At 34.1% G+C, this 20,371-nt stretch carries 24 protein-coding genes and 1 pseudogene; 19 read left to right on the top strand and 6 right to left on the bottom strand.

Translation table 11 applies throughout. The features are described from left to right. The first annotated feature begins 46 nt into the window (after positions 1 to 46). From CLV55_RS01800 to CLV55_RS01785, 4 genes are read left to right on the top strand one after another with little or no spacing between them, the layout of a single operon-like run. A complete protein-coding gene (locus CLV55_RS01800) occupies positions 47 to 1,507 on the top strand; it encodes a phytoene desaturase family protein (RefSeq protein ID WP_112112022.1) in 1,461 nt (486 codons plus the stop codon). Further along, entirely contained in the window at positions 1,504 to 2,343 is an 840-nt protein-coding gene (locus CLV55_RS01795; protein WP_112112021.1) for a phytoene/squalene synthase family protein, read from the top strand. Before CLV55_RS01800 ends, CLV55_RS01795 begins: the two co-directional genes overlap by 4 nt. After that, entirely contained in the window at positions 2,340 to 2,789 is a 450-nt protein-coding gene (locus CLV55_RS01790) for a sterol desaturase family protein (protein ID WP_112112020.1), read from the top strand. Before CLV55_RS01795 ends, CLV55_RS01790 begins: the two co-directional genes overlap by 4 nt. Further along, positions 2,789 to 3,472, top strand: a complete 684-nt coding sequence (locus CLV55_RS01785) for a lycopene cyclase domain-containing protein (protein WP_112112214.1) — start codon at positions 2,789 to 2,791, stop codon at positions 3,470 to 3,472. Before CLV55_RS01790 ends, CLV55_RS01785 begins: the two co-directional genes overlap by 1 nt. Before the next feature lie 3 nt (positions 3,473 to 3,475). Here the strand turns inward: CLV55_RS01785 and CLV55_RS01780 are convergent, their stop codons facing one another. Then, positions 3,476 to 4,174, bottom strand: a complete 699-nt coding sequence (locus tag CLV55_RS01780) for an ABC transporter ATP-binding protein (protein ID WP_112112019.1) — start codon at positions 4,172 to 4,174, stop codon at positions 3,476 to 3,478. 185 nt (positions 4,175 to 4,359) lie between these two features. Between CLV55_RS01780 and CLV55_RS01775 the strand changes: the two genes are divergently transcribed. The 3 genes and pseudogenes from CLV55_RS01775 (at position 4,360) to CLV55_RS01770 (ending at position 5,724) form a co-directional block, all read left to right on the top strand. Further along, the gene (locus CLV55_RS01775; protein ID WP_158527011.1) at positions 4,360 to 4,944 is read left to right on the top strand and encodes an RCC1 domain-containing protein; all 585 of its coding nucleotides are present in this window, start codon (positions 4,360 to 4,362) and stop codon (positions 4,942 to 4,944) included. Positions 4,945 to 4,956: 12 nt separating this feature from the next. Beyond that, positions 4,957 to 5,055: pseudogene (locus CLV55_RS13070) on the top strand (hypothetical protein); the annotation flags it as partial. Between the two features lie 72 nt (positions 5,056 to 5,127). Further along, positions 5,128 to 5,724, top strand: coding sequence for a T9SS type A sorting domain-containing protein (locus CLV55_RS01770; RefSeq protein WP_112112017.1), 597 nt, complete (start codon positions 5,128 to 5,130; stop codon positions 5,722 to 5,724). Between the two features lie 2 nt (positions 5,725 to 5,726). Here CLV55_RS01770 and CLV55_RS01765 read toward each other — a convergent pair whose 3' ends face one another. Continuing rightward, positions 5,727 to 6,506 carry an O-methyltransferase gene (locus CLV55_RS01765; RefSeq protein ID WP_112112016.1) on the bottom strand — a complete coding sequence of 260 codons (780 nt, stop codon included), beginning with the start codon at positions 6,504 to 6,506 and terminating at the stop codon, positions 5,727 to 5,729. A gap of 97 nt (positions 6,507 to 6,603) precedes the next feature. Continuing rightward, on the bottom strand, positions 6,604 to 8,463 hold the full coding sequence (locus CLV55_RS01760) for an ABC-F family ATP-binding cassette domain-containing protein (RefSeq protein ID WP_112112015.1): 1,860 nt from the start codon (positions 8,461 to 8,463) through the stop codon (positions 6,604 to 6,606). A gap of 85 nt (positions 8,464 to 8,548) precedes the next feature. On the opposite strand from CLV55_RS01760, the gene CLV55_RS01755 reads away from it, so the two are divergent. The 10 genes from CLV55_RS01755 (at position 8,549) to ftsY (ending at position 16,026) form a co-directional block, all read left to right on the top strand. Then, a complete protein-coding gene (locus CLV55_RS01755; protein WP_112112014.1) occupies positions 8,549 to 9,673 on the top strand; it encodes a glycosyltransferase family 2 protein in 1,125 nt (374 codons plus the stop codon). A gap of 76 nt (positions 9,674 to 9,749) precedes the next feature. Continuing rightward, positions 9,750 to 11,057, top strand: a complete 1,308-nt coding sequence (locus CLV55_RS01750; RefSeq protein WP_112112013.1) for a dihydrolipoamide acetyltransferase family protein — start codon at positions 9,750 to 9,752, stop codon at positions 11,055 to 11,057. A 132-nt stretch (positions 11,058 to 11,189) separates the two neighbouring features. After that, complete coding sequence (locus CLV55_RS01745) at positions 11,190 to 11,960, top strand: 3'-5' exonuclease (protein WP_112112012.1); 771 nt, start codon at positions 11,190 to 11,192, stop codon at positions 11,958 to 11,960. 41 nt (positions 11,961 to 12,001) lie between these two features. Beyond that, a complete protein-coding gene (locus tag CLV55_RS01740) occupies positions 12,002 to 12,613 on the top strand; it encodes a fumarylacetoacetate hydrolase family protein (protein ID WP_112112011.1) in 612 nt (203 codons plus the stop codon). Next, positions 12,613 to 12,957: an Hpt domain-containing protein gene (locus tag CLV55_RS01735; protein WP_112112010.1), complete on the top strand. Its 345-nt coding sequence runs from the start codon at positions 12,613 to 12,615 to the stop codon at positions 12,955 to 12,957. The genes CLV55_RS01740 and CLV55_RS01735 overlap by 1 nt, the downstream gene beginning before the upstream one ends. A gap of 35 nt (positions 12,958 to 12,992) precedes the next feature. Then, positions 12,993 to 14,243 (top strand): CinA family nicotinamide mononucleotide deamidase-related protein, encoded by a 1,251-nt coding sequence (locus CLV55_RS01730; protein WP_112112009.1) that lies wholly within the window; start codon positions 12,993 to 12,995, stop codon positions 14,241 to 14,243. A 74-nt stretch (positions 14,244 to 14,317) separates the two neighbouring features. After that, positions 14,318 to 14,554: a 50S ribosomal protein L28 gene (gene rpmB, locus CLV55_RS01725; RefSeq protein WP_112112008.1), complete on the top strand. Its 237-nt coding sequence runs from the start codon at positions 14,318 to 14,320 to the stop codon at positions 14,552 to 14,554. Between the two features lie 27 nt (positions 14,555 to 14,581). Continuing rightward, positions 14,582 to 14,764: a 50S ribosomal protein L33 gene (gene rpmG / locus CLV55_RS01720; RefSeq protein ID WP_112112007.1), complete on the top strand. Its 183-nt coding sequence runs from the start codon at positions 14,582 to 14,584 to the stop codon at positions 14,762 to 14,764. 43 nt (positions 14,765 to 14,807) lie between these two features. After that, complete coding sequence (locus tag CLV55_RS01715; protein ID WP_112112006.1) at positions 14,808 to 14,960, top strand: DUF4295 domain-containing protein; 153 nt, start codon at positions 14,808 to 14,810, stop codon at positions 14,958 to 14,960. Positions 14,961 to 15,072: 112 nt separating this feature from the next. Then, positions 15,073 to 16,026, top strand: a complete 954-nt coding sequence (gene ftsY / locus CLV55_RS01710) for a signal recognition particle-docking protein FtsY (RefSeq protein ID WP_112112005.1) — start codon at positions 15,073 to 15,075, stop codon at positions 16,024 to 16,026. 210 nt (positions 16,027 to 16,236) lie between these two features. Here ftsY and CLV55_RS01700 read toward each other — a convergent pair whose 3' ends face one another. Next, positions 16,237 to 17,322 carry a serine hydrolase domain-containing protein gene (locus CLV55_RS01700; protein WP_112112003.1) on the bottom strand — a complete coding sequence of 362 codons (1,086 nt, stop codon included), beginning with the start codon at positions 17,320 to 17,322 and terminating at the stop codon, positions 16,237 to 16,239. A gap of 103 nt (positions 17,323 to 17,425) precedes the next feature. On the opposite strand from CLV55_RS01700, the gene CLV55_RS01695 reads away from it, so the two are divergent. Continuing rightward, entirely contained in the window at positions 17,426 to 17,845 is a 420-nt protein-coding gene (locus CLV55_RS01695) for a hypothetical protein (RefSeq protein ID WP_112112002.1), read from the top strand. 9 nt (positions 17,846 to 17,854) lie between these two features. After that, positions 17,855 to 18,151, top strand: coding sequence for a DUF721 domain-containing protein (locus CLV55_RS01690; protein ID WP_112112001.1), 297 nt, complete (start codon positions 17,855 to 17,857; stop codon positions 18,149 to 18,151). An 82-nt stretch (positions 18,152 to 18,233) separates the two neighbouring features. On the opposite strand, the gene CLV55_RS01685 is transcribed toward CLV55_RS01690, so the two are convergent. Continuing rightward, complete coding sequence (locus CLV55_RS01685) at positions 18,234 to 18,653, bottom strand: nucleoside-diphosphate kinase (protein WP_112112000.1); 420 nt, start codon at positions 18,651 to 18,653, stop codon at positions 18,234 to 18,236. Between the two features lie 113 nt (positions 18,654 to 18,766). After that, positions 18,767 to 20,359, bottom strand: coding sequence for a bacillithiol biosynthesis cysteine-adding enzyme BshC (bshC, locus tag CLV55_RS01680; RefSeq protein WP_112111999.1), 1,593 nt, complete (start codon positions 20,357 to 20,359; stop codon positions 18,767 to 18,769). Positions 20,360 to 20,371: the final 12 nt, after the last annotated feature.

Genomic DNA, 20,371 nt, shown 5'->3' with positions numbered 1-20,371 from the left:
TTTTGTTTAATTTAAAAACTACATTTGTTAAACAAAATGACAATAAATGAAAGTAGCAATCATCGGTTCTGGATTTTCATCACTGGCTTCGGCTTGTTATCTTGCTAAAGCAGGATATGAAGTAGCGCTTTATGAAAAAAATAGTCAAGTAGGTGGTCGAGCCCGACAATTAAAAACCAAAGGGTTCACCTTTGATATTGGGCCTACTTGGTATTGGATGCCTGATGTATTTGAAAAATTCTTTCAAGATTTTGGAAAAAGAGTAGAGGATTATTACCAGCTTGAAAAGTTATCACCCGCCTACAAAGTTTTTTTTGGACAAAATAATGCTGTTGAAATCGCTGATTCGTTAGCTCAAATCGAGCAAACTTTTGAAGAAATTGAGCCAGGTAGTGGCAAAAAATTACATTCCTTTATTGATGAGGCAAGAAATAATTATGAAATTGCTATTAAAGATTTGGTGTACAGACCTGGAGATTCTATTCTTGAATTGATTACACCAAAAACAGTTTTAAAAGTCTCTCAATTCTTTTCTACTATTAGTAAAACGGTTAAGTCGCGATTTAGAGATAAGCGATTGCAGCAAATTCTTGAATTTCCTATATTGTTTCTAGGTGCCAAACCATCAAACACTCCTGGATTTTATAATTTTATGAATTATGCCGACTTTGGCTTGGGAACATGGCATCCAAAAGGAGGAATGTATTCTGTGGTTGAGGCTATGGAACAATTAGCGATAGAATTAGGTGTAACAATTCATATTAACGCTACTGTGGAAAAAATAAATGTAGTGAAGGGTAAGGTTACAGGCTTGCAGGTAAATAAAAAAAATATTTTAGCCGATATCGTGCTTAGTGGTGCTGATTATCATTTTACTGAAACATTATTAGCTCCAAATCTTCGTCAATATTCTGAACAATATTGGAACAAAAAAACGTTTGCTCCTTCTTCATTATTATTTTATGTTGGATTTGATAAAAAGATTGCTCACGTAAAGCACCACACACTTTTCTTTGATGCTCCTTTCGAGGAACATGCCATAGAGATTTATGATACCAAAAAATGGCCTAAAAATCCGTTATTCTACGCAAGTTTTCCCTCTATCACTGATGATAGTTTTGCGCCAAAAGATAAAGAAGCGGCTATTTTTTTAATCCCTTTAGCTATTGATCTTGAAGATACTCCTGAAATACGAGAACAGTATTTCGAAAAGATTATCACTCGTTTTGAAAAAATAACCAATCAATCGGTTCGAGAGCATATCCTTGTCAAAGAATCATTTTGTGTTAATGATTTTAAAAATGATTATAATTCCTACAAAGGAAATGCTTATGGATTGGCAAACATCCTAACACAAACGGCTTTTTTAAGACCTAAAATAAAAAGTAAAAAAGTAAAAAATTTATATTTTACGGGACAGCTAACGGTTCCCGGCCCAGGAGTACCACCCTCGCTAATTTCTGGAAAAATTGCAAGTGATAAAATTAGTAAAGAAAACAAATTATGAAAAGTTTATTTGACACATCTGCAATAGAATGCAGCAAAATAATTACCAAAAAGTATAGTACCTCTTTTTCATTAGCTATCAAAATGTTAGCTCCTAAAATCCAAAATGATATTTATGTCATTTATGGATTTGTTCGTTGTGCCGACGAGATTGTAGATACTTTTGACGAGTTCAATCAAAAAGAGTTGTTAGACGAATTTGAAGCTGATTTTTACAAAGCTTATGAGCGAAAAATAAGTTTAAATCCTGTGCTGAATGCTTTTCAAGAAGTGGTGCATCGTTATGATATGCTCGATTTGGTAAAGCCTTTCTTAAAAAGTATGCGATTGGATTTGAATAAAAAAGAATATCTTACTAAAGAGGAATATGAAGCGTATATTTTTGGTTCTGCTGATGTGGTAGGGTTGATGTGTCTTTTGGTTTTTGTGAATGGTGATAGAAAACGATATGATGCCCTAAAAGCTAGTGCAATGAAACTTGGTTCGGCTTTCCAAAAAGTGAATTTTTTGCGGGATTTAAAACATGATTACGAGAATTTAGGAAGAATTTATTTTCCCAATGTAAATATGAAATCATTATCCCATACGGATAAGCAAGCTATAGTTGCTGAAATCGAAAACGATTTTAAAGAAGCACTTGTAGGAATTAAAAATTTACCAAATGAGGCAAAATTTGGAGTGTATACCGCGTACAGATATTACAAAAGTTTATTGCATAAAATCGCCAAAACTGAACCTGAAGAAATTTTAAATAAACGAATTCGTGTTGATGACGTGAGTAAAATGTTTATTATTGGAAAATCTTTTGTGAATTGCCAATTAAATTACATGTTATGATGGCGCTACAATTTTTTTTAATCACTTTTGGAACCTTTATGGGCATGGAATGTGTTACTTGGTTAACCCATAAATATGTTATGCATGGATTCTTGTGGTACCTGCATGAAGACCACCACCAACCCAGATATCTTTCTTTTTTTGAGAAAAATGATTGGTTTTTTGTGATTTTTGCCATTCCTAGTATGTTGCTTTTTTATTTTGGTGTGCATCCAGAACTAAATTTTATGTTTTTCATCGGATTGGGTATACTGCTTTATGGTATGGCTTATTTTGTGGTACATGAAATTATCATTCATCAGCGAATAAAAATGTTTTCAAGGGTTAAAAACAAGTATATTGTAGGTTTACGAAAAGCTCATAAAGTACATCACAAACATTTAGGGAAAGAAGAAGGAGAATGTTTTGGCATGCTGTATGTGCCCAAAAAATATTTCAAAATGTAATGAATACATATCTCTATTTGGCGTTAAATCTAGGAAGTATTTTTGTTCCTTTCATGGCTAGTTTTTACAAAAAACATGCTTTTGTCAAGGAATGGAAACCCTTTTTTTTGGCAAACAGTGTGGTGGCCACTTTTTTTATTGTATGGGATGTTTGTTTTACCCATTTAGGCGTTTGGGGATTTAATAAAACGTATTTAATGGGGTATTATTTAGTCAATATTCCAATAGAAGAAGTCTTATTTTTTTTCTTTATTCCTTATGCAAGTGTTTTTATATATTTCGCTTCAAAGTACTTTATCAACGAGTCATGGAAACTCTCCTTTGAAAGAGTATTAACACTATTTATGGCTCTAAGTTTGGCAGTTATTGGGCTCATTTTCATAACAAAATGGTATACCGCTTCCACTTTCCTTCTCACTTCGATTTTTTTATTTCATCAATGGAAGAAAAAAGTTGATATGTCTAAAACATACGTGTCTTATGGCGCAACGCTTCCTTTTTTCTTTTTAGTAAATGGAATTTTAACAGGTACTTTTATTAAAGCGCCTGTAGTGTGTTATAATGACAAGGAAAATCTCGGCATCCGATTAGGAACCATTCCTATAGAGGATGTTTTTTATGGTTTTTTACTTATTGCATCTATCATACACTTGTATGAATTTTTTAAACAAAAAGAGATCTAAACATTACAAGTGATTCACATTGGGCGTATCACTTTCTATAAGTCCATCTCGTAGTCGGATGATGCGGTGAGCGTATTGAGCGATATCTTCTTCATGAGTAACCAAGATGACGGTGTTTCCAGCCGCATGGATGTCACCAAAAAGTTTCATGATTTCTACCGACGTTTTACTATCAAGATTTCCTGTAGGTTCATCGGCAAGAATAATTGATGGATGATTGACTAAAGCTCTTGCAACAGCGACACGTTGGCGTTGCCCTCCCGAAAGTTGGTTGGGTTGATGATCCATTCTGTCTGCCAAGTTTACTTGTGTTAAAACTTCTGTAGCTCTTTTATGACGTTCAATCTTGCTGTAACCTGCATAAATCATGGGTAAGGCAACATTATCTAGAGCTGTTGTTCTTGGTAAAAGGTTAAACGTCTGAAAAACAAATCCAATTTCTTTATTGCGAATGTCGGCCAAATCATCATCGTGCATTTGCGAAACGTCTTTTCCGTTTAAAATGTATGTTCCTGAAGTAGGCGTATCTAAGCATCCTAAAAGATTCATTAAAGTTGATTTTCCTGAACCTGAGGGCCCCATTAAGGCAACATATTCGCCCTTGTAGATTTGTAAATCAATTCCTTTTAAAACGTTAATGATTTCACTTCCAAGTTGAAAATCACGTTTGATGTTGCTGATGTTGATTAATGGGGTGCTCATTTTGATTTTGGATTACCACTTAATGGGAAATTTATTTCAAATGTAAGTATAAGGTTTGTTATTTTTGTTACAGAATATTAATTTAGATTTGAGTTTTATTTTAATATATTTGAGAGTTTTTTAAATCAAATTTATTTCATCCAACCTTTCAGGTTTTTGCATTATTGATGAATAATACTAAATTTATGAAAAAGATTCTTATTTTAATTTTATTACTTCTTTTTTTTCAAAATAGCAATGCGCAATGTTGGAAATCGATTTCAGTTGGACTTTACAATACATTAGGCATTAAGAATGATGGTACTTTGTGGGGTTGCGGTGCTAATTGGAGTGGTCAGTTAGCAAATGGTACTTTGACAGATAGCAATACTTTTATACAAATTGGAAACGAAAACAATTGGAAAACGGTTTCAATTTGTGGAGCACATGCACTTGCAATAAAAATAAATGGCACTTTGTGGGCTTGGGGTTCAAATAGTTCTGGACAATTAGGTAACGGAACAACTACAGATAAACTAATTCCAACTCAAATAGGAACTGCAAATGATTGGAAAACAGTTTCAGCGACCGCTTTTTCTAATTTAGCATTAAAGAACAATGGAACGCTTTGGGCTTGGGGTGATAACTCCAACTATGGACAATTGGGAGATGGAACTTTAGTAAATAAAACTGTACCAACTCAAATAGGAACTGCAAATGATTGGGCTCAAATTTGTGCTAGTCCTTCTCACAGTTTAGGAATTAAAAATAACGGAACTTTATGGGCATAGGGAAATAATTTTTATGGTCAATTTGGAAATGGAAATAATACTAATTCTTATATTCCAATTCAAGTTGGAACTGATAATAATTGGAAAACTGCTTTATCAGGTTCGTATTATACACTAGCTTTAAAGACAAATGGTACAATTTACACGACAGGACACAGTAGTTTCGGTGCTTTAGCACATGGTATGATAACTAATTTGAATTCACTAACTCAAGTTGGAACTCAAAATGATTGGGAAAGTATAGGTGTTGGGAGAGAGAATTCTTTGGCAATAAAATACAACAAAACATTATGGATTAGTGGTTATAATCTTTACGGTATGCTTGGAGATGGAACAACTATTCAGAAAAATGTTTTTACACAAGTAGGAACTGCTACTAATTGGAAATTTGCCTTTACAGGTGAGTATCATACAATTGGAATTAATATGGATGATTCTATGTTGGCATGGGGTCAAAACTTTTATGGCGAACTTGGAAATGGAAGCACTACAACATCATTGGTACCAATAACAATAACTTGTCCTGCTTTAAATAATGAAGAGTATCAGATTTTAAATTCATTTCAAATTTATCCAAATCCTGTAACAACCATTTTAAACATTAATTCAAATGAAAATGAAATAGAAGAGATTTCAGTAATTGATTTAATGGGAAAAGTGATGCTAAAACAGAAGAATAATTTTAATCAAATCAATGTTCAAAATTTAGCTTCGGGTATTTATTTTCTTTCGGTTACTTCTAGTGGAAAAACAACCATTCAAAAGTTTATTAAAGAGTAGTGTTACATTCTAATCACAAAATGCTCTTTTTCTTGCTCTTTTCTGAAAAAAACAATGCCCCATTGAAAGGTATCGATGGTCACTTTTACTTTGGGATGTTTTTTTATATTATCCCATGCTTCTTCCATGGCTGCATTCCAATGAATGTCGTCAAAAATCCAAACGGAATCGTTGGAAATGGTGGGTAGTAATAACTCAAAATAGGCTAAAGTTGCTTTTTTAGAATGATTGCCGTCAAAGTACACTAAGTCAAAAGTCGAAAGTCGAAAGTTGAAAGATTTTAAGTAGTCTTCAAATTTGGTGTTTACACATTCAATATTTTTTAGATTTTGTAATTGAAATTGATTTTTTGCAATTGCTATTGTGTTTGGGCATCCTTCCAAAGTACTAATTTTTGCATTTTTGTTTCCTAATGATAATGCAGCAGTGGCTAAACCTAGCGACGTACCTATTTCTAAAATGTTTTCGTGTTGAAAATAACGAACGAGTCGAAACAATACTTCAGCGCGTTTTGAAGAAATTCCGGCGTTTTTTGCAATTTGATTGATCGCTCGTGTGTTGCTTTTAAAAACTCGTGAACCCGCACCAAAATCGGTGACTTCAATCGTGTTTTTGTTTTGTAATAGCGAATTTCGATATTCTTTTAAAACAGAATATTCGGTATAGTTTTTCTTATCGTAAAAGCATTTTGTCACTAAATCAAACACAAAAGGCGAATGGACTCCATGTTCGTTTTTGGAGTGCCAAAGGAAGGTTAGGTATGATTTTATAATTTGTAGCACAGAGTATCTCAAAGTTTAGTACAAAGTAACACAAAGGAATAATAATAAAAAAGCATCGCGAAACGTTGTGAAAAACGTCGTGCGACTTTGTGAACCATTATTCCATTTTACTTGAAAGTTCAAACCAACGTTCTTCTTTTTCTTCTAGTGTATGAATTACTTTTTGTAATTCGTTGGCTTTGGTTTCAATTTCGTTATCGGCTACTTTTCCGTCTGAAAATAATTGTTCGATTTGCTTTTTTTGGTATTCTAAATCTTTAATTTCTCTTTCAAGTTTATTAAATTCTTTTTGTTCGTTAAAGCTCAACCCTGAACTCGTGTTTTGGTTTTGTTTCCAATTGTTTTTTTCTTTCGGACTATCTTCTTTTTCCGGCTCGATAGAGTCTTCATAGGCTCTAAAATCGGAGTAATTCCCTGGGAAATTTTCAATCACCCCTTCACCTCTAAAAACCAGTAAATCATCCACAATTTTGTCCATAAAATAACGATCGTGCGAGACTACTAATAAACAACCAGGATAATCTAGTAAGAAACTTTCTAATACATTTAACGTTACGATATCCAAATCATTGGTGGGCTCATCGAGAATCAAAAAATTCGGATTCTGAATCAACACCGTACACAAATACAAACGTTTCAATTCGCCTCCACTCAATTTTTCTACATAATCGTATTGTTTTTTGCTGTCAAACAAGAAGCGTTCCAACAGTTGAGAGGCCGAAATCAATTTGCCCTTCATCAACGGGATGTATTCGCCATATTCTTTAATCACATCAATCACACGCTGACCTGGTTTTGGATTGATGCCACTTTGTGTGTAATACCCAATTTTAATAGTGTCTCCGGTAATCACTTTTCCAGAATCTGTAGGAATAGTTTGAGTTAATAAATTCAAAAAAGTTGATTTTCCTGTACCGTTTTTACCAATAATCCCAATGCGTGCGCCACGTTGAAAATCGAAACTAAAATTTTCCAAAATCTTTTTGTCTCCAAATTTTTTCGAAATTTTGTGCAACTCGATAATCTTGCTGCCCAAGCGTTCCATGTTTATTTCGAGTTCGACTACATTTTCTTTTCGACGACTTTCAGCAACGGCTTTGATTTTGTAAAAATCATCCTGACGGGATTTTGATTTAGTTGTTCTCGCTTTGGGTTGACGTCGCATCCAAGCCAATTCTTTGACAAATAAGTTTTGAGCTTTGTCGATTGTGGCATTTTCAGAAGCAATGCGTTCTTCTTTTTTTTCTAAATAATAGGAGTAATTGCCTTTGTAACTGTATAACTTTCCGTTATCCAATTCAATGATTTCGTTACACACACGCTCCAAAAAGAACCGATCGTGAGTAACCATAAACAAGGTGATGTTTTCTTTAGCAAAATAACTTTCCAACCATTCAATCATTTCCAAATCGAGGTGGTTGGTGGGCTCGTCTAGAATCAATAAATCAGGACGATTGATTAAGATAATCGCCAAGGACAAACGTTTTTTTTGTCCTCCCGACATGTTTTTGACTTTCAATTTGAAATCTTCCAACTTCAATTTGAATAAAATTTGTTTGAATTGTGTCTCAAAATCCCACGCATTGAATCGGTCCATATCGTCAAAAGCTTTTTCATATGCTTCAGTGTCTTCTGGATTCTCTAACGCTTTTTCGTAACGTTCAATCACATGTAGAATTTCATTATCACTGGCAAAGATGCTTTCTTCCACTGTCAATTCATCTTGCAAATTCGGTACTTGCGACAAAAAAGCCATCTTAATGTCTTTTCGAATGATAACCTGACCCGTATCAGGTTCGTCTTCCCCATTCAAAATTTTCATAATACAAGTTTTACCCGAGCCATTTTTTGCAATAAAAGCGATTTTTTGGTCTTTGTTGATGCCAAAAGAGAGGTCTTTGAACAAGGTGCGTTCGCCAAACGATTTTGAAATATTTTCTACAGAAAGGTAATTCACAAGTGTAATTTTTTGCAAAAATAGACTTTTGTTTTTTGGAATTTATATTTGTTTTTTGGAATTTTAAAAAGTTTATATTTGCGCTATGCAACTATCGGTTATCATCCTTAATTATAATGTGCGCTATTTTTTAGAGCAATGCGTTTTAAGTGTTCAAAAAGCCCTTGAAGGCATGGATGGCGAAATCATTGTGGTGGACAATCATTCATCTGATGAGAGTTGTGCTATGATGAAGCAACGTTTTCCTAATGTCAAACTTATTGAAAATACAGAAAATGTAGGGTTTCCAAAAGGGAATAATATTGGAGTGGCTCAAGCAAAAGGGGAATACATTTGCATCTTAAATCCCGATACAGTAGTAGCGGAAGATACTTTTAAAAAGATTGCTGCGTTTTTCGAAGTGACAGATAATGTGGGAGTTGTAGGTTGTAAATTGATTGACGGCACTGGAACGTTTTTGCCTGAAAGTAAGCGTGGCGTTCCCACCCCATGGGTTGCGATTACAAAAATTTGTGGGTTCTATAAGTTTTCTGATGTTTTTGGGAAATATTATGCACAACATTTATCTGAAAATCAATCAGGAAAAGTGGATATTTTGGTAGGTGCTTTTATGGTGATGAAGCGCAATTTATATCTAGAAGTAGGAGGATTTGATGAAAAGTGCTTCATGTATTCTGACGATATAGATTTGAGTTATATGGTTCTGCAAAAAGGGAAAACCAATTATTACTTCCCTGAAACGACTGTAATTCATTATAAAGGAGAGAGTACGATTCGAGACGAAAAATATATGAAACGTTTTCAAGAAGCCATGCAGTTTTTTTACAACAAACATTTTAAAAAATCGGTTGTATTTGATTTTTTTATGAAAATCGGAGCGTTGGCTTTTTCATTTCTCAAAAAAAAGCAATCTGTTTCACAAAAAAGAGCGATTGATGAATATGTGATTTTCTCTAAAGAAAAACTATACTTACACTCAGGAAAAAAAGAAACGATTTTGAATGATTTGATCCACTTTAAAAACGATTTTCAAAACTCAATAGAGGTTGTTTTTGACACCAAATCATTTAGTTATAAAGAAATCATCGCTTTTATGAATTCTCATAAAAGTAAAAATTTAACATTTAAAAACTATATTTACACTTCAAATTATTTGATTGGAAGTAATAATGCAATAGATCGAGGAGAAGTATGGCAAGTAAAAAATTAGTATATTCTTTATAAAATGAAGAGAAAATTACTAATTTTGCAATCATAATTAAAAAACACAACTTTAGTTTAGATATATGGCAAAGTTTGAATTGAAATTACCGAAAATGGGTGAAAGTGTTGCGGAAGCGACCATTACCAATTGGTTAAAAAACGTAGGCGATTCTATTGCTGCCGATGAAGCAGTATTGGAAATTGCGACCGATAAAGTTGATAGTGAAGTTCCTAGTGAAGTTTCGGGAACACTAGTAGAACTCCTGTTTCAAGTAAACGATGTGGTTCAAGTAGGACAAACGATTGCTATTATTGAAACAGAAGGTGGAAGTGTAGAAGCTCCTAAAGCTTCAGAAGCCGTGGCTCCTGCAGTTGCTGAAATCACTAAAGCGGTTGAGGTGGCTAAAGAAACGGCTGCTCCTGCTGATTTTTCGGGTTCTGACAAATTCTTTTCTCCATTAGTGAAAAACATTGCTAAAGAAGAAGGTGTGTCATTGGCTGAATTAGAAAGTATTGCAGGTTCAGGAAAAGAGGGACGCGTGACAAAAGAAGATATTTTAAATTTTGTAAAAAATAGAAGCAATCAACCTGTAACGACGGCTCCAGCATCGGTTTCACAACCAGTAGCATCTAAACCAGTTGCTGCAACTACTCCAATTGCAACGCCAGTATCGGTTAATGGTGGCGACGAGATTGTTGAAATGGATCGTATGCGTAAACTGATTTCAGGTTATATGGTGGCTTCAGTGCAAACTTCGGCACACGTACAATCCTTTATTGAGGTGGATGTTACGAATATTGTGAAATGGAGAGATCGCGTTAAAAATGCTTTCGAAAAACGTGAAGATGAAAAACTTACTTTTACACCTATATTTATGGAAGCTGTTGCTAAAGCGTTGAAAGATTTTCCAGGAATGAATATTTCTGTAGATGGCGAATATATTATCAAAAGGAAAAATATTAACTTAGGTATGGCTGCGGCGTTACCTAACGGAAATTTAATTGTTCCTGTGATTAAAAATGCAGACCAGTTAAATTTGGTGGGAATGGCAAAAGCGGTGAATGATTTAGGAAACCGCGCGAAAGCGGGTAAGCTAAAACCAGACGATACACAAGGAGGAACCTATACGGTTACCAATGTAGGAACTTTTGGTTCGGTTTTTGGAACACCTATTATCAACCAGCCACAAGTGGGGATTTTAGCATTGGGTGCTATTCGAAAAGTGCCAGCAGTTATTGAAACTCCAGAAGGTGATTTTATTGGAATTCGTCAAAAAATGTTCTTGTCACACAGTTACGATCATAGAGTGGTAGATGGTGCCCTTGGCGGAAGTTTTGTAAAACGTGTAGCCGATTATCTTGAGGCTTGGGATGTGAATAGAGAATTTTAAAATAACTTTTACATAACATTGAAAAGACTGAGTCAGCTTAAATTGTCTCAGTCTTTTTTTGTGAGTAAAAAAATAAAGCTATCGATAAACGACACACACATTATCATATATTTGTAGCATAATATAAAAAGAATGGAATTAAAACTAAATAGGCCTATTTGTTTCTTTGATCTTGAAACAACTGGAATTGATGTGGCAAGAGATCGAGTTGTAGAGATTTCGATTTTCAAAGTGTATCCAAATGGGAATAAAGAAAGTAAGACATGGTTGGTCAATCCCACCATTCCAATTCCGCCACAAACTACTGCAGTGCATGGTATTACCGACGAAAAAGTAGCCCATGAACCTACATTCAAAGAATTGGCTTCTCATATTCACAACATGATTAAAGATGCTGATTTGGCGGGATTCAATTCCGACCGATTCGATATTCCGTTACTTGCTGAAGAATTGCTACGTGCTGGAGTCGATTTTGATATGAAAAACCGTGTTTCAGTGGATGTTCAAACAATTTTTCATAAAAAAGAAGAGCGAACATTAAGTGCCGCGTATAAGTTTTATTGTAATAAAAATCTCGATAATGCACATTCTGCCGAAGCAGATACAATGGCAACCTATGAAATATTGACGGCGCAACTTGATCGTTATGAAGATTTGAAAAATGATATCAAAGCGCTTTCAGAATTTACTACCCGAAAAAAAATAGTTGATTTTGCTGGATTCATTGCTTTAAATGACAAAGGGCAAGAAATTTTTACTTTTGGGAAAAATAAAGGACAATTGGTTGAAGAGGTACTTGAGAAAGAACCTGGATATTATGGTTGGATTCAAGGAGCCGATTTTCCGCTGTATACTAAAAAAGTATTAACAGGAATTAAATTAAGAAAGTTAAATACGAAATAGAAAGAGGTGCATTTTGTAGCCTTTTTTAGCATAGTTTTAAAATGAAGATAATTTGTATTGGTAGAAATTATGTCAATCATATTAAGGAGCTTGAGAATGAAAAGCCAGAAGAACCTGTTTTTTTTCTAAAGCCAGATTCGGCTGTCTTATTAAAGCAACATCCTTTTGTGATTCCGGAGTTTACAAATGAAGTGCATCATGAAGTGGAAGTTCTTGTGAAAATTTGTAAAGTGGGTAAATACATCGAACCAAAATTTGCGCCTAATTATTATGACGAAATAGGGTTAGGAATTGATTTTACAGCACGTGATGTGCAAAATAAGTTGAAAGAAAAAGGATTACCATGGGAAAAAGCAAAAGCATTTGATGGTTCGGCGGTAATTGGGTTGTTTTATCCGAAAGATCAATTTGAATCTTCTGAAAATATAGATTTTCAACTTTACAAAAATGGAGAAATCGTGCAAAAAGGGAATACCCAACAGATGATTTGGAATATTAACGAGTTGATTGCATACGTTTCCCAATATGTGACCTTAAAAAAAGGAGATATTATTTTTACAGGAACTCCAGAAGGAGTTGGACGTGTTAAACCCAACGATATTTTGGAAGGATTTATTCAAGAAAAAAAATCGTTTAGAATACAAGTTAAATAATGGCTTTACACTACAATTTATCAAAAGTTTATGCATTGTCAGACAATGATTCTGATTTTGTATTGCAAATCATGAAGGTTTTTATTGCCGAAGTACCCCATGATCTAATGCATCTTGAATCAGGAATCGAAGAAAAAAACTATAGCCAAACCTATTCTTATGCGCACAAACTTAAGCCTACACTTGATTTATTAGGAATGGAAATGATGTATGACGAAATACTTCAAATAGAGTCATGGACAAAAGCTAAAGGAAAGAGAAAAGAAATAGAGGAGGTTTTTAAAAGTTTAAAAGCGCAATTGGATAAAGCTATAAAAGAAATAAAAAAAGACTTTAATTTATAAAATACGTAATGTATTAAGTCAATCCGATTTAACAGATGAAAGCAGCTATTGTAACTATTGGGGATGAAATTTTAATTGGGCAAATTGTAGATACCAATTCAGGATTTATTGCAAAAGAATTAGATGCTGTTGGGGTGCAGGTTGTTGAGATGCTCTCGATTTCAGATGATAAACAGCAAATATTAGAAACATTTGAGAAATTTCAGAATCATGTAGATTTGGTGGTTATCACCGGGGGACTTGGACCTACAAAAGATGACATCACAAAAAAAACGTTTTGTGAGTATTTCGATGATGTTTTAATTGAGAATACCTCAGTTTTAGAACATGTAAAAGAGCTTATTGAACGTGTGTTTAAACGACCTATTACCCAAATGAATAAAGAGCAAGCGCTTGTGCCTTCAAAATGTCATGTGCTTTTTAATAAATATGGAACTGCTCCTGGAATGTGGATGAAAAAGGAAGATACGGTTTATGTGTCTTTGCCTGGTGTCCCCTTTGAAATGAAATACTTGATAGAGAATGAAGTCGTTCCCAAGATAGTACAAGAATATAAGAGGCCTTATATTATTCATAAAACTATCCAAACCTATGGGCAAGGGGAAAGTTTAGTGGCAGAACGAATTGAAACTTGGGAAAATGAATTGCCACAAAACATTAAGTTAGCCTACCTTCCTGCCCCTGGTAGGGTGAAATTACGACTTACGGCTAGGGATTTTGACAGGAATTATATTGAAAATTTAATAAATCAAAAAGCATCAGAATTAGTATCGATACTTAGCGATATTGTGGTTGGCTATGACGATAATGAGCCTATAGAAGTGGTTGTTGGTAGAGAACTTTCTAAAATAGGAAGGACATTAGCTACGGCTGAAAGTTGTACAGGAGGTAAGATAGCTCAGATGATTACATCGGTTCCAGGAGCATCGAACTATTTCAGAGGAAGTATAGTGAGCTATGCAACCGATGTCAAAGTATCTGTGTTGAACGTTTCTGAAGATGTGATTAAAACAAACTCTGTGGTGAGTAAAGAAGTTGCAAAAGAAATGGCATTGGGAGTAAAAAACATAATGAATACCGATTATGCTCTTGCAACAACGGGCAATGCCGGCCCGCTTAAGGGAGACTCTGATGTTGAAATAGGAACCGTTTGTATTGCGCTTGCAACTCCTTATGGGGTTGAAGTAGAGGAGTTTAATTTTGGACAACCTCGTGAAAAAGTAATAGACAGAGCTGTTGTCAAAGCGTTTGAAATGCTGAGAAAAGAAATTTTAAAAAATGTGTAATATTTTTTTGTGTATAAGGTTTCTTTTTTGTTTCTTTGCACCCTGATTTTGAATAACGATAAAAGAAAAGCATAATGTCAAGAGTTTGTGACCTTACAGGTAAAAGAGCGATGGTAGGAAATAACGTTTCTCACGCTATGAATAAAACTAAGAGAAAGTTTTCTGTGAACTTAGTAAAAAAACGTTTTTATCTTGCTGAAGAAGACAGATGGGTTACTCTTAGAGTAGCAGCGTCTACAATTAAAACAATCAATAAAAATGGATTAGCTGCTGTGTTAAAAGACGCAAGAGCTAAAGGGTTTATCAAATAATTCTTGTTCCAATAAAAATAAAGTAAGATGGCAAAGAAAGGTAATAGAATTCAAGTAATTTTAGAGTGCACAGAGCACAAAGCAACTGGTTTACCAGGAACTTCACGTTATATCACAAAGAAAAACAAAAAAAATACTCCAGACAGATTAGAGATTAAAAAATTTAATCCAATCTTAAAGAGAATGACTGTTCATAAAGAAATTAAATAATTCGGATTTTTTTTATAGAAAATTCAAAAATACTTGTTAAATCATGGCAAAAAAGACCGTTGCAACGTTACAAACAGCTTCAAAGAGATTAACAAAAGCCATCAAAATGGTAAAATCTCCAAAAACAGGTGCCTATACTTTCGTTGAAAGCATTATGTCTCCTGAAGAAGTAGATGAGTTTCTTAAAAAGAAATAATTCATAATTCATAATATAACAAAGCTACTTTCATGCGAGAGTAGCTTTTTTATTTTTATATTTGTTCTACCTTTGTAGCAAAATAGTGTTACAACTAATATAATTTGTATAAATGAGTTTTTTTAAAAGAATTTTTTCTTCAGAAAAGAAAGAAACATTAGATAAAGGATTAGAGAAAACGAAAACCACATTTTTTTCTAAACTCACTAAAGCTATTACAGGGAAGTCTAAGGTCGACGATGAAGTTTTAGATCATCTTGAAGAGATTTTGGTGTCTTCTGATGTTGGTGTAGAAACAACTCTAAAAATCATTCAACGAATAGAAGCTAGAGTTGCCAATGATAAGTATTTGGGTACTGACGAACTCAATCAAATATTAAGAGAAGAAATTGCAGCACTTTTGGCGGAGACAAACTCAGGAAATGATTCCGAATTTGTTGTGCCAGCTAATAAAAAGCCCTATGTTATTATGGTAGTTGGCGTTAATGGTGTAGGAAAAACGACAACTATTGGAAAATTAGCATATCAGTTTAAAAAAGCCGGACTAAAAGTGGTGTTGGGTGCCTCTGATACTTTTAGAGCAGCCGCAATCGATCAATTACAAATATGGGCAGATCGGGTGCAAGTGCCTATTGTAAAGCAACAAATGGGGAGTGACCCTGCTTCTGTCGCTTTTGATACATTGCAAAGTGCTGTGGCTCAAAATGCGGATGTGGTGATTATTGACACTGCGGGGCGTTTGCATAACAAAATTGGATTAATGAATGAGCTTACAAAGGTTAAGAAAGTAATGCAAAAAGTACTAAGTGATGCGCCGCACGATGTTCTTTTAGTATTAGATGGTTCTACGGGACAAAATGCTTTTGAACAAGCGAAACAATTTACTGCTGCCACTGAAGTTTCTTGCTTGGCGGTCACAAAATTGGACGGAACGGCAAAAGGTGGTGTGGTTATTGGAATTTCAGATCAATTTCAAATCCCAGTAAAATATATTGGAGTAGGAGAAGGAATTGACGATTTACAAGTATTTAATAAATTCGAATTTGTGGATAGTTTTTTTAAATAGGGTTTTATGAATAAAATGAGTTTGTTTTTCAAATCGGCTTCCCCATTAATACTCTTGTTGATAAGTGGAGCAATCGGAATTCTAGCCAAATTTATAGAAAAAAAATTTACAGATATAGCCATGGGGCTTCAGCTCATAACTTTTGCCCTATTTATATATGCTTTGATTAAGTTTTTTAACAAAATATTTAAGTGAAAAGAAACTAGCGCTTTATGGATATAAGGCGCTTATTTTTTGCCACAAAACTTCATCAAAATCAGATAAGGCCATATTGCTACTATCTGCGGCATCACCCATTCTAACAATCACCATTTTTTTACTAGGTATTACGTAGATTTTTTGATCGTCTTTTCCTAAGGCACAGAACATGTCGTTTGGTGCTGTTGGGATTAAACAGCCACTAAATTGAAGTTGTGTTTGAGGTAAATGATAACTGGATTTTCCATTAAGCCACCATAAGTAGCCGTAGGCTTGATTAATGTTTTGTGAGGTTGAAGTAGCATCGTTTAGAAACGCTTCGTTTATGATTTGAGTACCATTCCATTTTCCTTTATTTAAGGCTAATAATCCAAATCGAGCCATACTTCGTGTAGTACTGAAATAAATTTTCAAACCTAAGTTAGCTCCAGTACCTATATACCAAAATCCAGAGGATTCCATGCCAATTTTATCTCGCAATTTTGTGTTGAAATACGTGTTCCAGGGTTGTCCAGAGGCTTGTTCAACAACATCTTGTAATTTAACATAAACATTATGATACGCCCATCGAGTCCCTGCATCAGCTAAGTATTTCAAATTTGAAGGAGAAACATCATCTCCTAAAGAATCGTCAAGACCTGAATTCATGCATAATAAATTTTTACAGGTAATCAGGTTTTCTTTTGTCAATGGGGCGCTAGTCCACCCCGTTCCGATATAATCCGATACTTTATTGTTTAGATTAAGTAAACCTTCTTGTGCAGCAATTCCTGCAACTGTTGAGGTTAGTGTTTTTCCAGCACTATTCCATTTCCAAAGGGTAGACGCAGTATGGCCATTAAAATAGTGCTCTAAAACGATACGCCCATTGCCTAAAATGATGAATGATTTCGAATTTTTTTCTTGCAAATAATCCAGCAACGGTTGAACAGCGCTAACATTCCAACCCAAATCGGTAATGGATTTTGTTTCCCATGTCGTACTTCCATCTGTAGGAGGGAAATACATGTTATCAGCACTTGTATTAGACTCACTGTGTTCTGTAGAACAGCTAAAAAGAATAAAAATCAAGGTGAGAAATGTTATTTTTTGTATCATTTTGTTGGGTTTTAGAGTAGGAACAAAATTTAGACAGAAGGTTTAATCAAAATTACTTTTTTATTTTTTAAAATATATTGTATTTTTAGATTTTATTTAGAGTATGAAAAAAATATATGTATTAATAACGTTGGGTCTCTTTGGAATTTCATGTCATCATGCTGTTTCAGAGCAAGATATCAAAAAACTGAATGGGTATTGGGAAATTCAAAAAGTAGAAATGCCCGATGGTACTAAAAAAGAATACAAAGTTAATGAGACTATTGATTTTTTTAAATTGGATGGCAAGAAAGGTTTTCGTATGAAAGTGATGCCTCAATTAGATGGAAAGTACTTAACAAACGACATTAGAGAGGCACTAGAGATTTCCAAAAGTGAAGAAAATTACTACATTGAATATCATTCGAATTATGGCAAATGGAAAGAAGAAATTTTAGACCTACAAGATAGTATTATGGTCTTGAAAAATAAAGATAATACGGAATATCATTATGTGCGTCAAACACCTTTTTCAATAAAATAAACAGGTACAATGGCAAAACGATTAAGCAACGAGAGTTCTATTTCGGCTGTATTGAAAGAATTCATTCAACAGCATAAATTAGAATCAGGTATGGATAAGATTGATGTGGAACAGGCTTGGAAAACGCTTATGGGTAACGGAGTTAATAGTTACACTCAAGAAGTGGTGCTTAAAGGACAGACGCTTTATGTCAAATTAAGTTCAGCCGTATTACGAGAAGAGCTGAGTTATGGGAAACATAAAATCATCAGTATGCTTAATGAAGAACTTCAAAAAGAAGTAGTTAAAGAGCTAATTTTACGATAAAAAATCCCATTTCAATTACGAAATGGGATTTTTTATTTTTACACAATTTGCATAACTGCAAACTGCTACTGAATACTAAATACTAGAATTGCTCTCTTCCTGCAAAGTGGAATGCACTTTCTATAGCAGCATTTTCATCAGAATCTGATCCGTGTACAGCATTTTCACCGATTGAAGTGGCGTATCTTTTACGAATAGTTCCTTCAGCAGCTTCCGCAGGATTTGTAGCGCCAATTAATTTTCTGAAATCCTCTACTGCATTATCTTTCTCTAAGATAGCTGCTACAATAGGACCGCGTGACATAAACTCAACTAATTCTCCGTAGAACGGTCTTTCAGCGTGAACTGCATAAAATTTTTGTGCATCCGCTACCGTCAATTGGGTTAATTTCATAGATACAATTCTGAAACCTCCTTCAGTAATCATATTTAAAATACCTCCGATGTGTCCTTTTTCAACAGCATCTGGCTTAATCATGGTAAATGTTCTATTTGTTGCCATCTTGTTTTTTTAAATTTTTGGCAAAAGTAAGGTATCTGAAGCGAAAAAAAAAATCAACCGCTTATGGATTTTAAGAATGTTTTGAAAATAATGTATTTTTGTTCAAAGGAAGCCTATTCGAAAATAAGGATACTAAAGTGAGCGTCAAGAGGATCAAAAAAAGCACCAATTTTTTTGAAGAATTCTTGACCATATTCTATATAAAATTCGGAAAAATTAGCTTTTCTTTCTTGCAAACTTTGATTAGGAAACAACTCATTCTGTATTGAAACTATTCGGACTAGTAGATCATGATGCACTCTTTTTTCTGCTTTCAACAAGCGTTTTTCTATATGATCAAGTCCCTTCATTTGTTTGACTTCTTGGGCTTTTACGGCTCCAATAAAAGATTTGTCGGTTTGTTGAGCTATTTTATAAAGAGCCTCAAATTGTTTTTTGAGAATCTCTTTTTGTTCTGTAAAATCGATTGTTATGTTAGAAAAATCACTAACTTTTCTATTAAGTAATTCTTGTTGCTTTACAAACAAATCTTGCCACGTCAAACCTAATTTTTTTATTTTCTGTTCTTGTTTTCGATGGGCTAAGAGTGCCGAATTACGTAATACCAAGATTGGAAATGTGGTAGTATTGGCTTCAAAATTAGATTTCAATTCTAACCAATACGCCAATTCGCCTCCCCCTCCAATATAAGCAAGATTGGGCAAAAGAACTTCTTGATACAACGGACGAAGGATGACATTAGGACTAAATTTTTCAGGATGGTTTTCTAATTCACTTAAGAGTTCAACCTTTGAGAATTGGATGGAAGTATTATTTATTTTGTAGGTTTCCTTTTCAAGTACAATGCGTTCTCGTAGGTTGTTTTCCATATAAAAAAGGTTCAGTTCTCTCGGATTAACTTGAACGTCATAGTCTTTTAAAAGGGTGTTGGTTTCGGTTACTTTTTTGTACGAGGTTTGTTCTAAAAGCTCTTTTTCCACATAAGGAATGAATACCTTTTTTAGCGCAACCGAATCACCATCAATAATCACTAGACCTTCATCCTTGAATAACTCGTTTATTAAATAGCGAGTTGCATCCGCCAGGTTTGTATGATTTAAATACGCATTTTCAAAAAGTTTTTTTAATGCTAATGCGTTTTCGGAAGTCCCAATTTCATTTGAAAAAATCGTCAAAAGCACATCTAAGCCCGCTGTGGATAATCTTCCAACGGGACCGCTACTTTCTCGATTCCATTGTATTTTTTGCCCTTTGCAATAAAAAAAACTGATTTCTTCAAAATCATGGTCTTCCGTGGCCATCCAATACACAGGGACAAAATTGTTTTCAGGATATTCCTTTTTTAGTTGTTTGCAGAGGTTAATTGTAGAAACGATTTTATAAATAAAATACAACGGTCCTGTAAATAAATTTAGTTGATGTCCCGTCGTTATGGTGAACGTGTTAGAAAGGTTTAAAAGTTTGATGTGATTTAATGTTGTTTCGGATGGTTCAAAACAAGCATATTGCTTTTCTAATTCGGAGACCAAAATTTCCCGATGTTCAAAAGGATAGTTATGCTGTTTTTCAACGATTTGTGCTTTGAAATTATCAAGAGTAGGAAACCGATTGTACAATTGTTTTAGTTCTGGCTTTTCATCTAAATAATCCATCATTAATTTAGTGAAATATCCTGATTTTTGATAGCTAATACAATCGTAGTCCATACTTTTTTTGTG

It is taken from the genome of Flavobacterium aciduliphilum (genome assembly GCF_003268855.1).
Taxonomy (GTDB): Bacteria; Bacteroidota; Bacteroidia; order Flavobacteriales; family Flavobacteriaceae; genus Flavobacterium; species Flavobacterium aciduliphilum.
The sequence above is the reverse complement of the archived record's forward strand: the minus strand, read 5'-3'. Positions and strand labels throughout refer to the sequence as shown.

Excerpts from the sequence above, each read along its gene's own strand:
- CLV55_RS01800 (WP_112112022.1), top strand. The coding sequence starts at position 47 with ATGAAAGTAGCAATCATCGGTTCTGGATTTTCATCACTGGCTTCGGCT.
- CLV55_RS01795 (WP_112112021.1), top strand. The coding sequence starts at position 1,504 with ATGAAAAGTTTATTTGACACATCTGCAATAGAATGCAGCAAAATAATT.
- CLV55_RS01790 (WP_112112020.1), top strand. The coding sequence starts at position 2,340 with ATGATGGCGCTACAATTTTTTTTAATCACTTTTGGAACCTTTATGGGC.
- CLV55_RS01785 (WP_112112214.1), top strand. The coding sequence starts at position 2,789 with ATGAATACATATCTCTATTTGGCGTTAAATCTAGGAAGTATTTTTGTT.
- CLV55_RS01780 (WP_112112019.1), bottom strand. The coding sequence starts at position 4,174 with ATGAGCACCCCATTAATCAACATCAGCAACATCAAACGTGATTTTCAA.
- CLV55_RS01775 (WP_158527011.1), top strand. The coding sequence starts at position 4,360 with ATGAAAAAGATTCTTATTTTAATTTTATTACTTCTTTTTTTTCAAAAT.
- CLV55_RS01770 (WP_112112017.1), top strand. The coding sequence starts at position 5,128 with ATGATAACTAATTTGAATTCACTAACTCAAGTTGGAACTCAAAATGAT.
- CLV55_RS01755 (WP_112112014.1), top strand. The coding sequence starts at position 8,549 with ATGCAACTATCGGTTATCATCCTTAATTATAATGTGCGCTATTTTTTA.
- CLV55_RS01750 (WP_112112013.1), top strand. The coding sequence starts at position 9,750 with ATGGCAAAGTTTGAATTGAAATTACCGAAAATGGGTGAAAGTGTTGCG.
- CLV55_RS01745 (WP_112112012.1), top strand. The coding sequence starts at position 11,190 with ATGGAATTAAAACTAAATAGGCCTATTTGTTTCTTTGATCTTGAAACA.
- CLV55_RS01740 (WP_112112011.1), top strand. The coding sequence starts at position 12,002 with ATGAAGATAATTTGTATTGGTAGAAATTATGTCAATCATATTAAGGAG.
- CLV55_RS01735 (WP_112112010.1), top strand. The coding sequence starts at position 12,613 with ATGGCTTTACACTACAATTTATCAAAAGTTTATGCATTGTCAGACAAT.
- CLV55_RS01730 (WP_112112009.1), top strand. The coding sequence starts at position 12,993 with ATGAAAGCAGCTATTGTAACTATTGGGGATGAAATTTTAATTGGGCAA.
- rpmB (WP_112112008.1), top strand. The coding sequence starts at position 14,318 with ATGTCAAGAGTTTGTGACCTTACAGGTAAAAGAGCGATGGTAGGAAAT.
- rpmG (WP_112112007.1), top strand. The coding sequence starts at position 14,582 with ATGGCAAAGAAAGGTAATAGAATTCAAGTAATTTTAGAGTGCACAGAG.
- CLV55_RS01715 (WP_112112006.1), top strand. The coding sequence starts at position 14,808 with ATGGCAAAAAAGACCGTTGCAACGTTACAAACAGCTTCAAAGAGATTA.
- ftsY (WP_112112005.1), top strand. The coding sequence starts at position 15,073 with ATGAGTTTTTTTAAAAGAATTTTTTCTTCAGAAAAGAAAGAAACATTA.
- CLV55_RS01700 (WP_112112003.1), bottom strand. The coding sequence starts at position 17,322 with ATGATACAAAAAATAACATTTCTCACCTTGATTTTTATTCTTTTTAGC.
- CLV55_RS01695 (WP_112112002.1), top strand. The coding sequence starts at position 17,426 with ATGAAAAAAATATATGTATTAATAACGTTGGGTCTCTTTGGAATTTCA.
- CLV55_RS01690 (WP_112112001.1), top strand. The coding sequence starts at position 17,855 with ATGGCAAAACGATTAAGCAACGAGAGTTCTATTTCGGCTGTATTGAAA.
- CLV55_RS01685 (WP_112112000.1), bottom strand. The coding sequence starts at position 18,653 with ATGGCAACAAATAGAACATTTACCATGATTAAGCCAGATGCTGTTGAA.
- bshC (WP_112111999.1), bottom strand. The coding sequence starts at position 20,359 with ATGGACTACGATTGTATTAGCTATCAAAAATCAGGATATTTCACTAAA.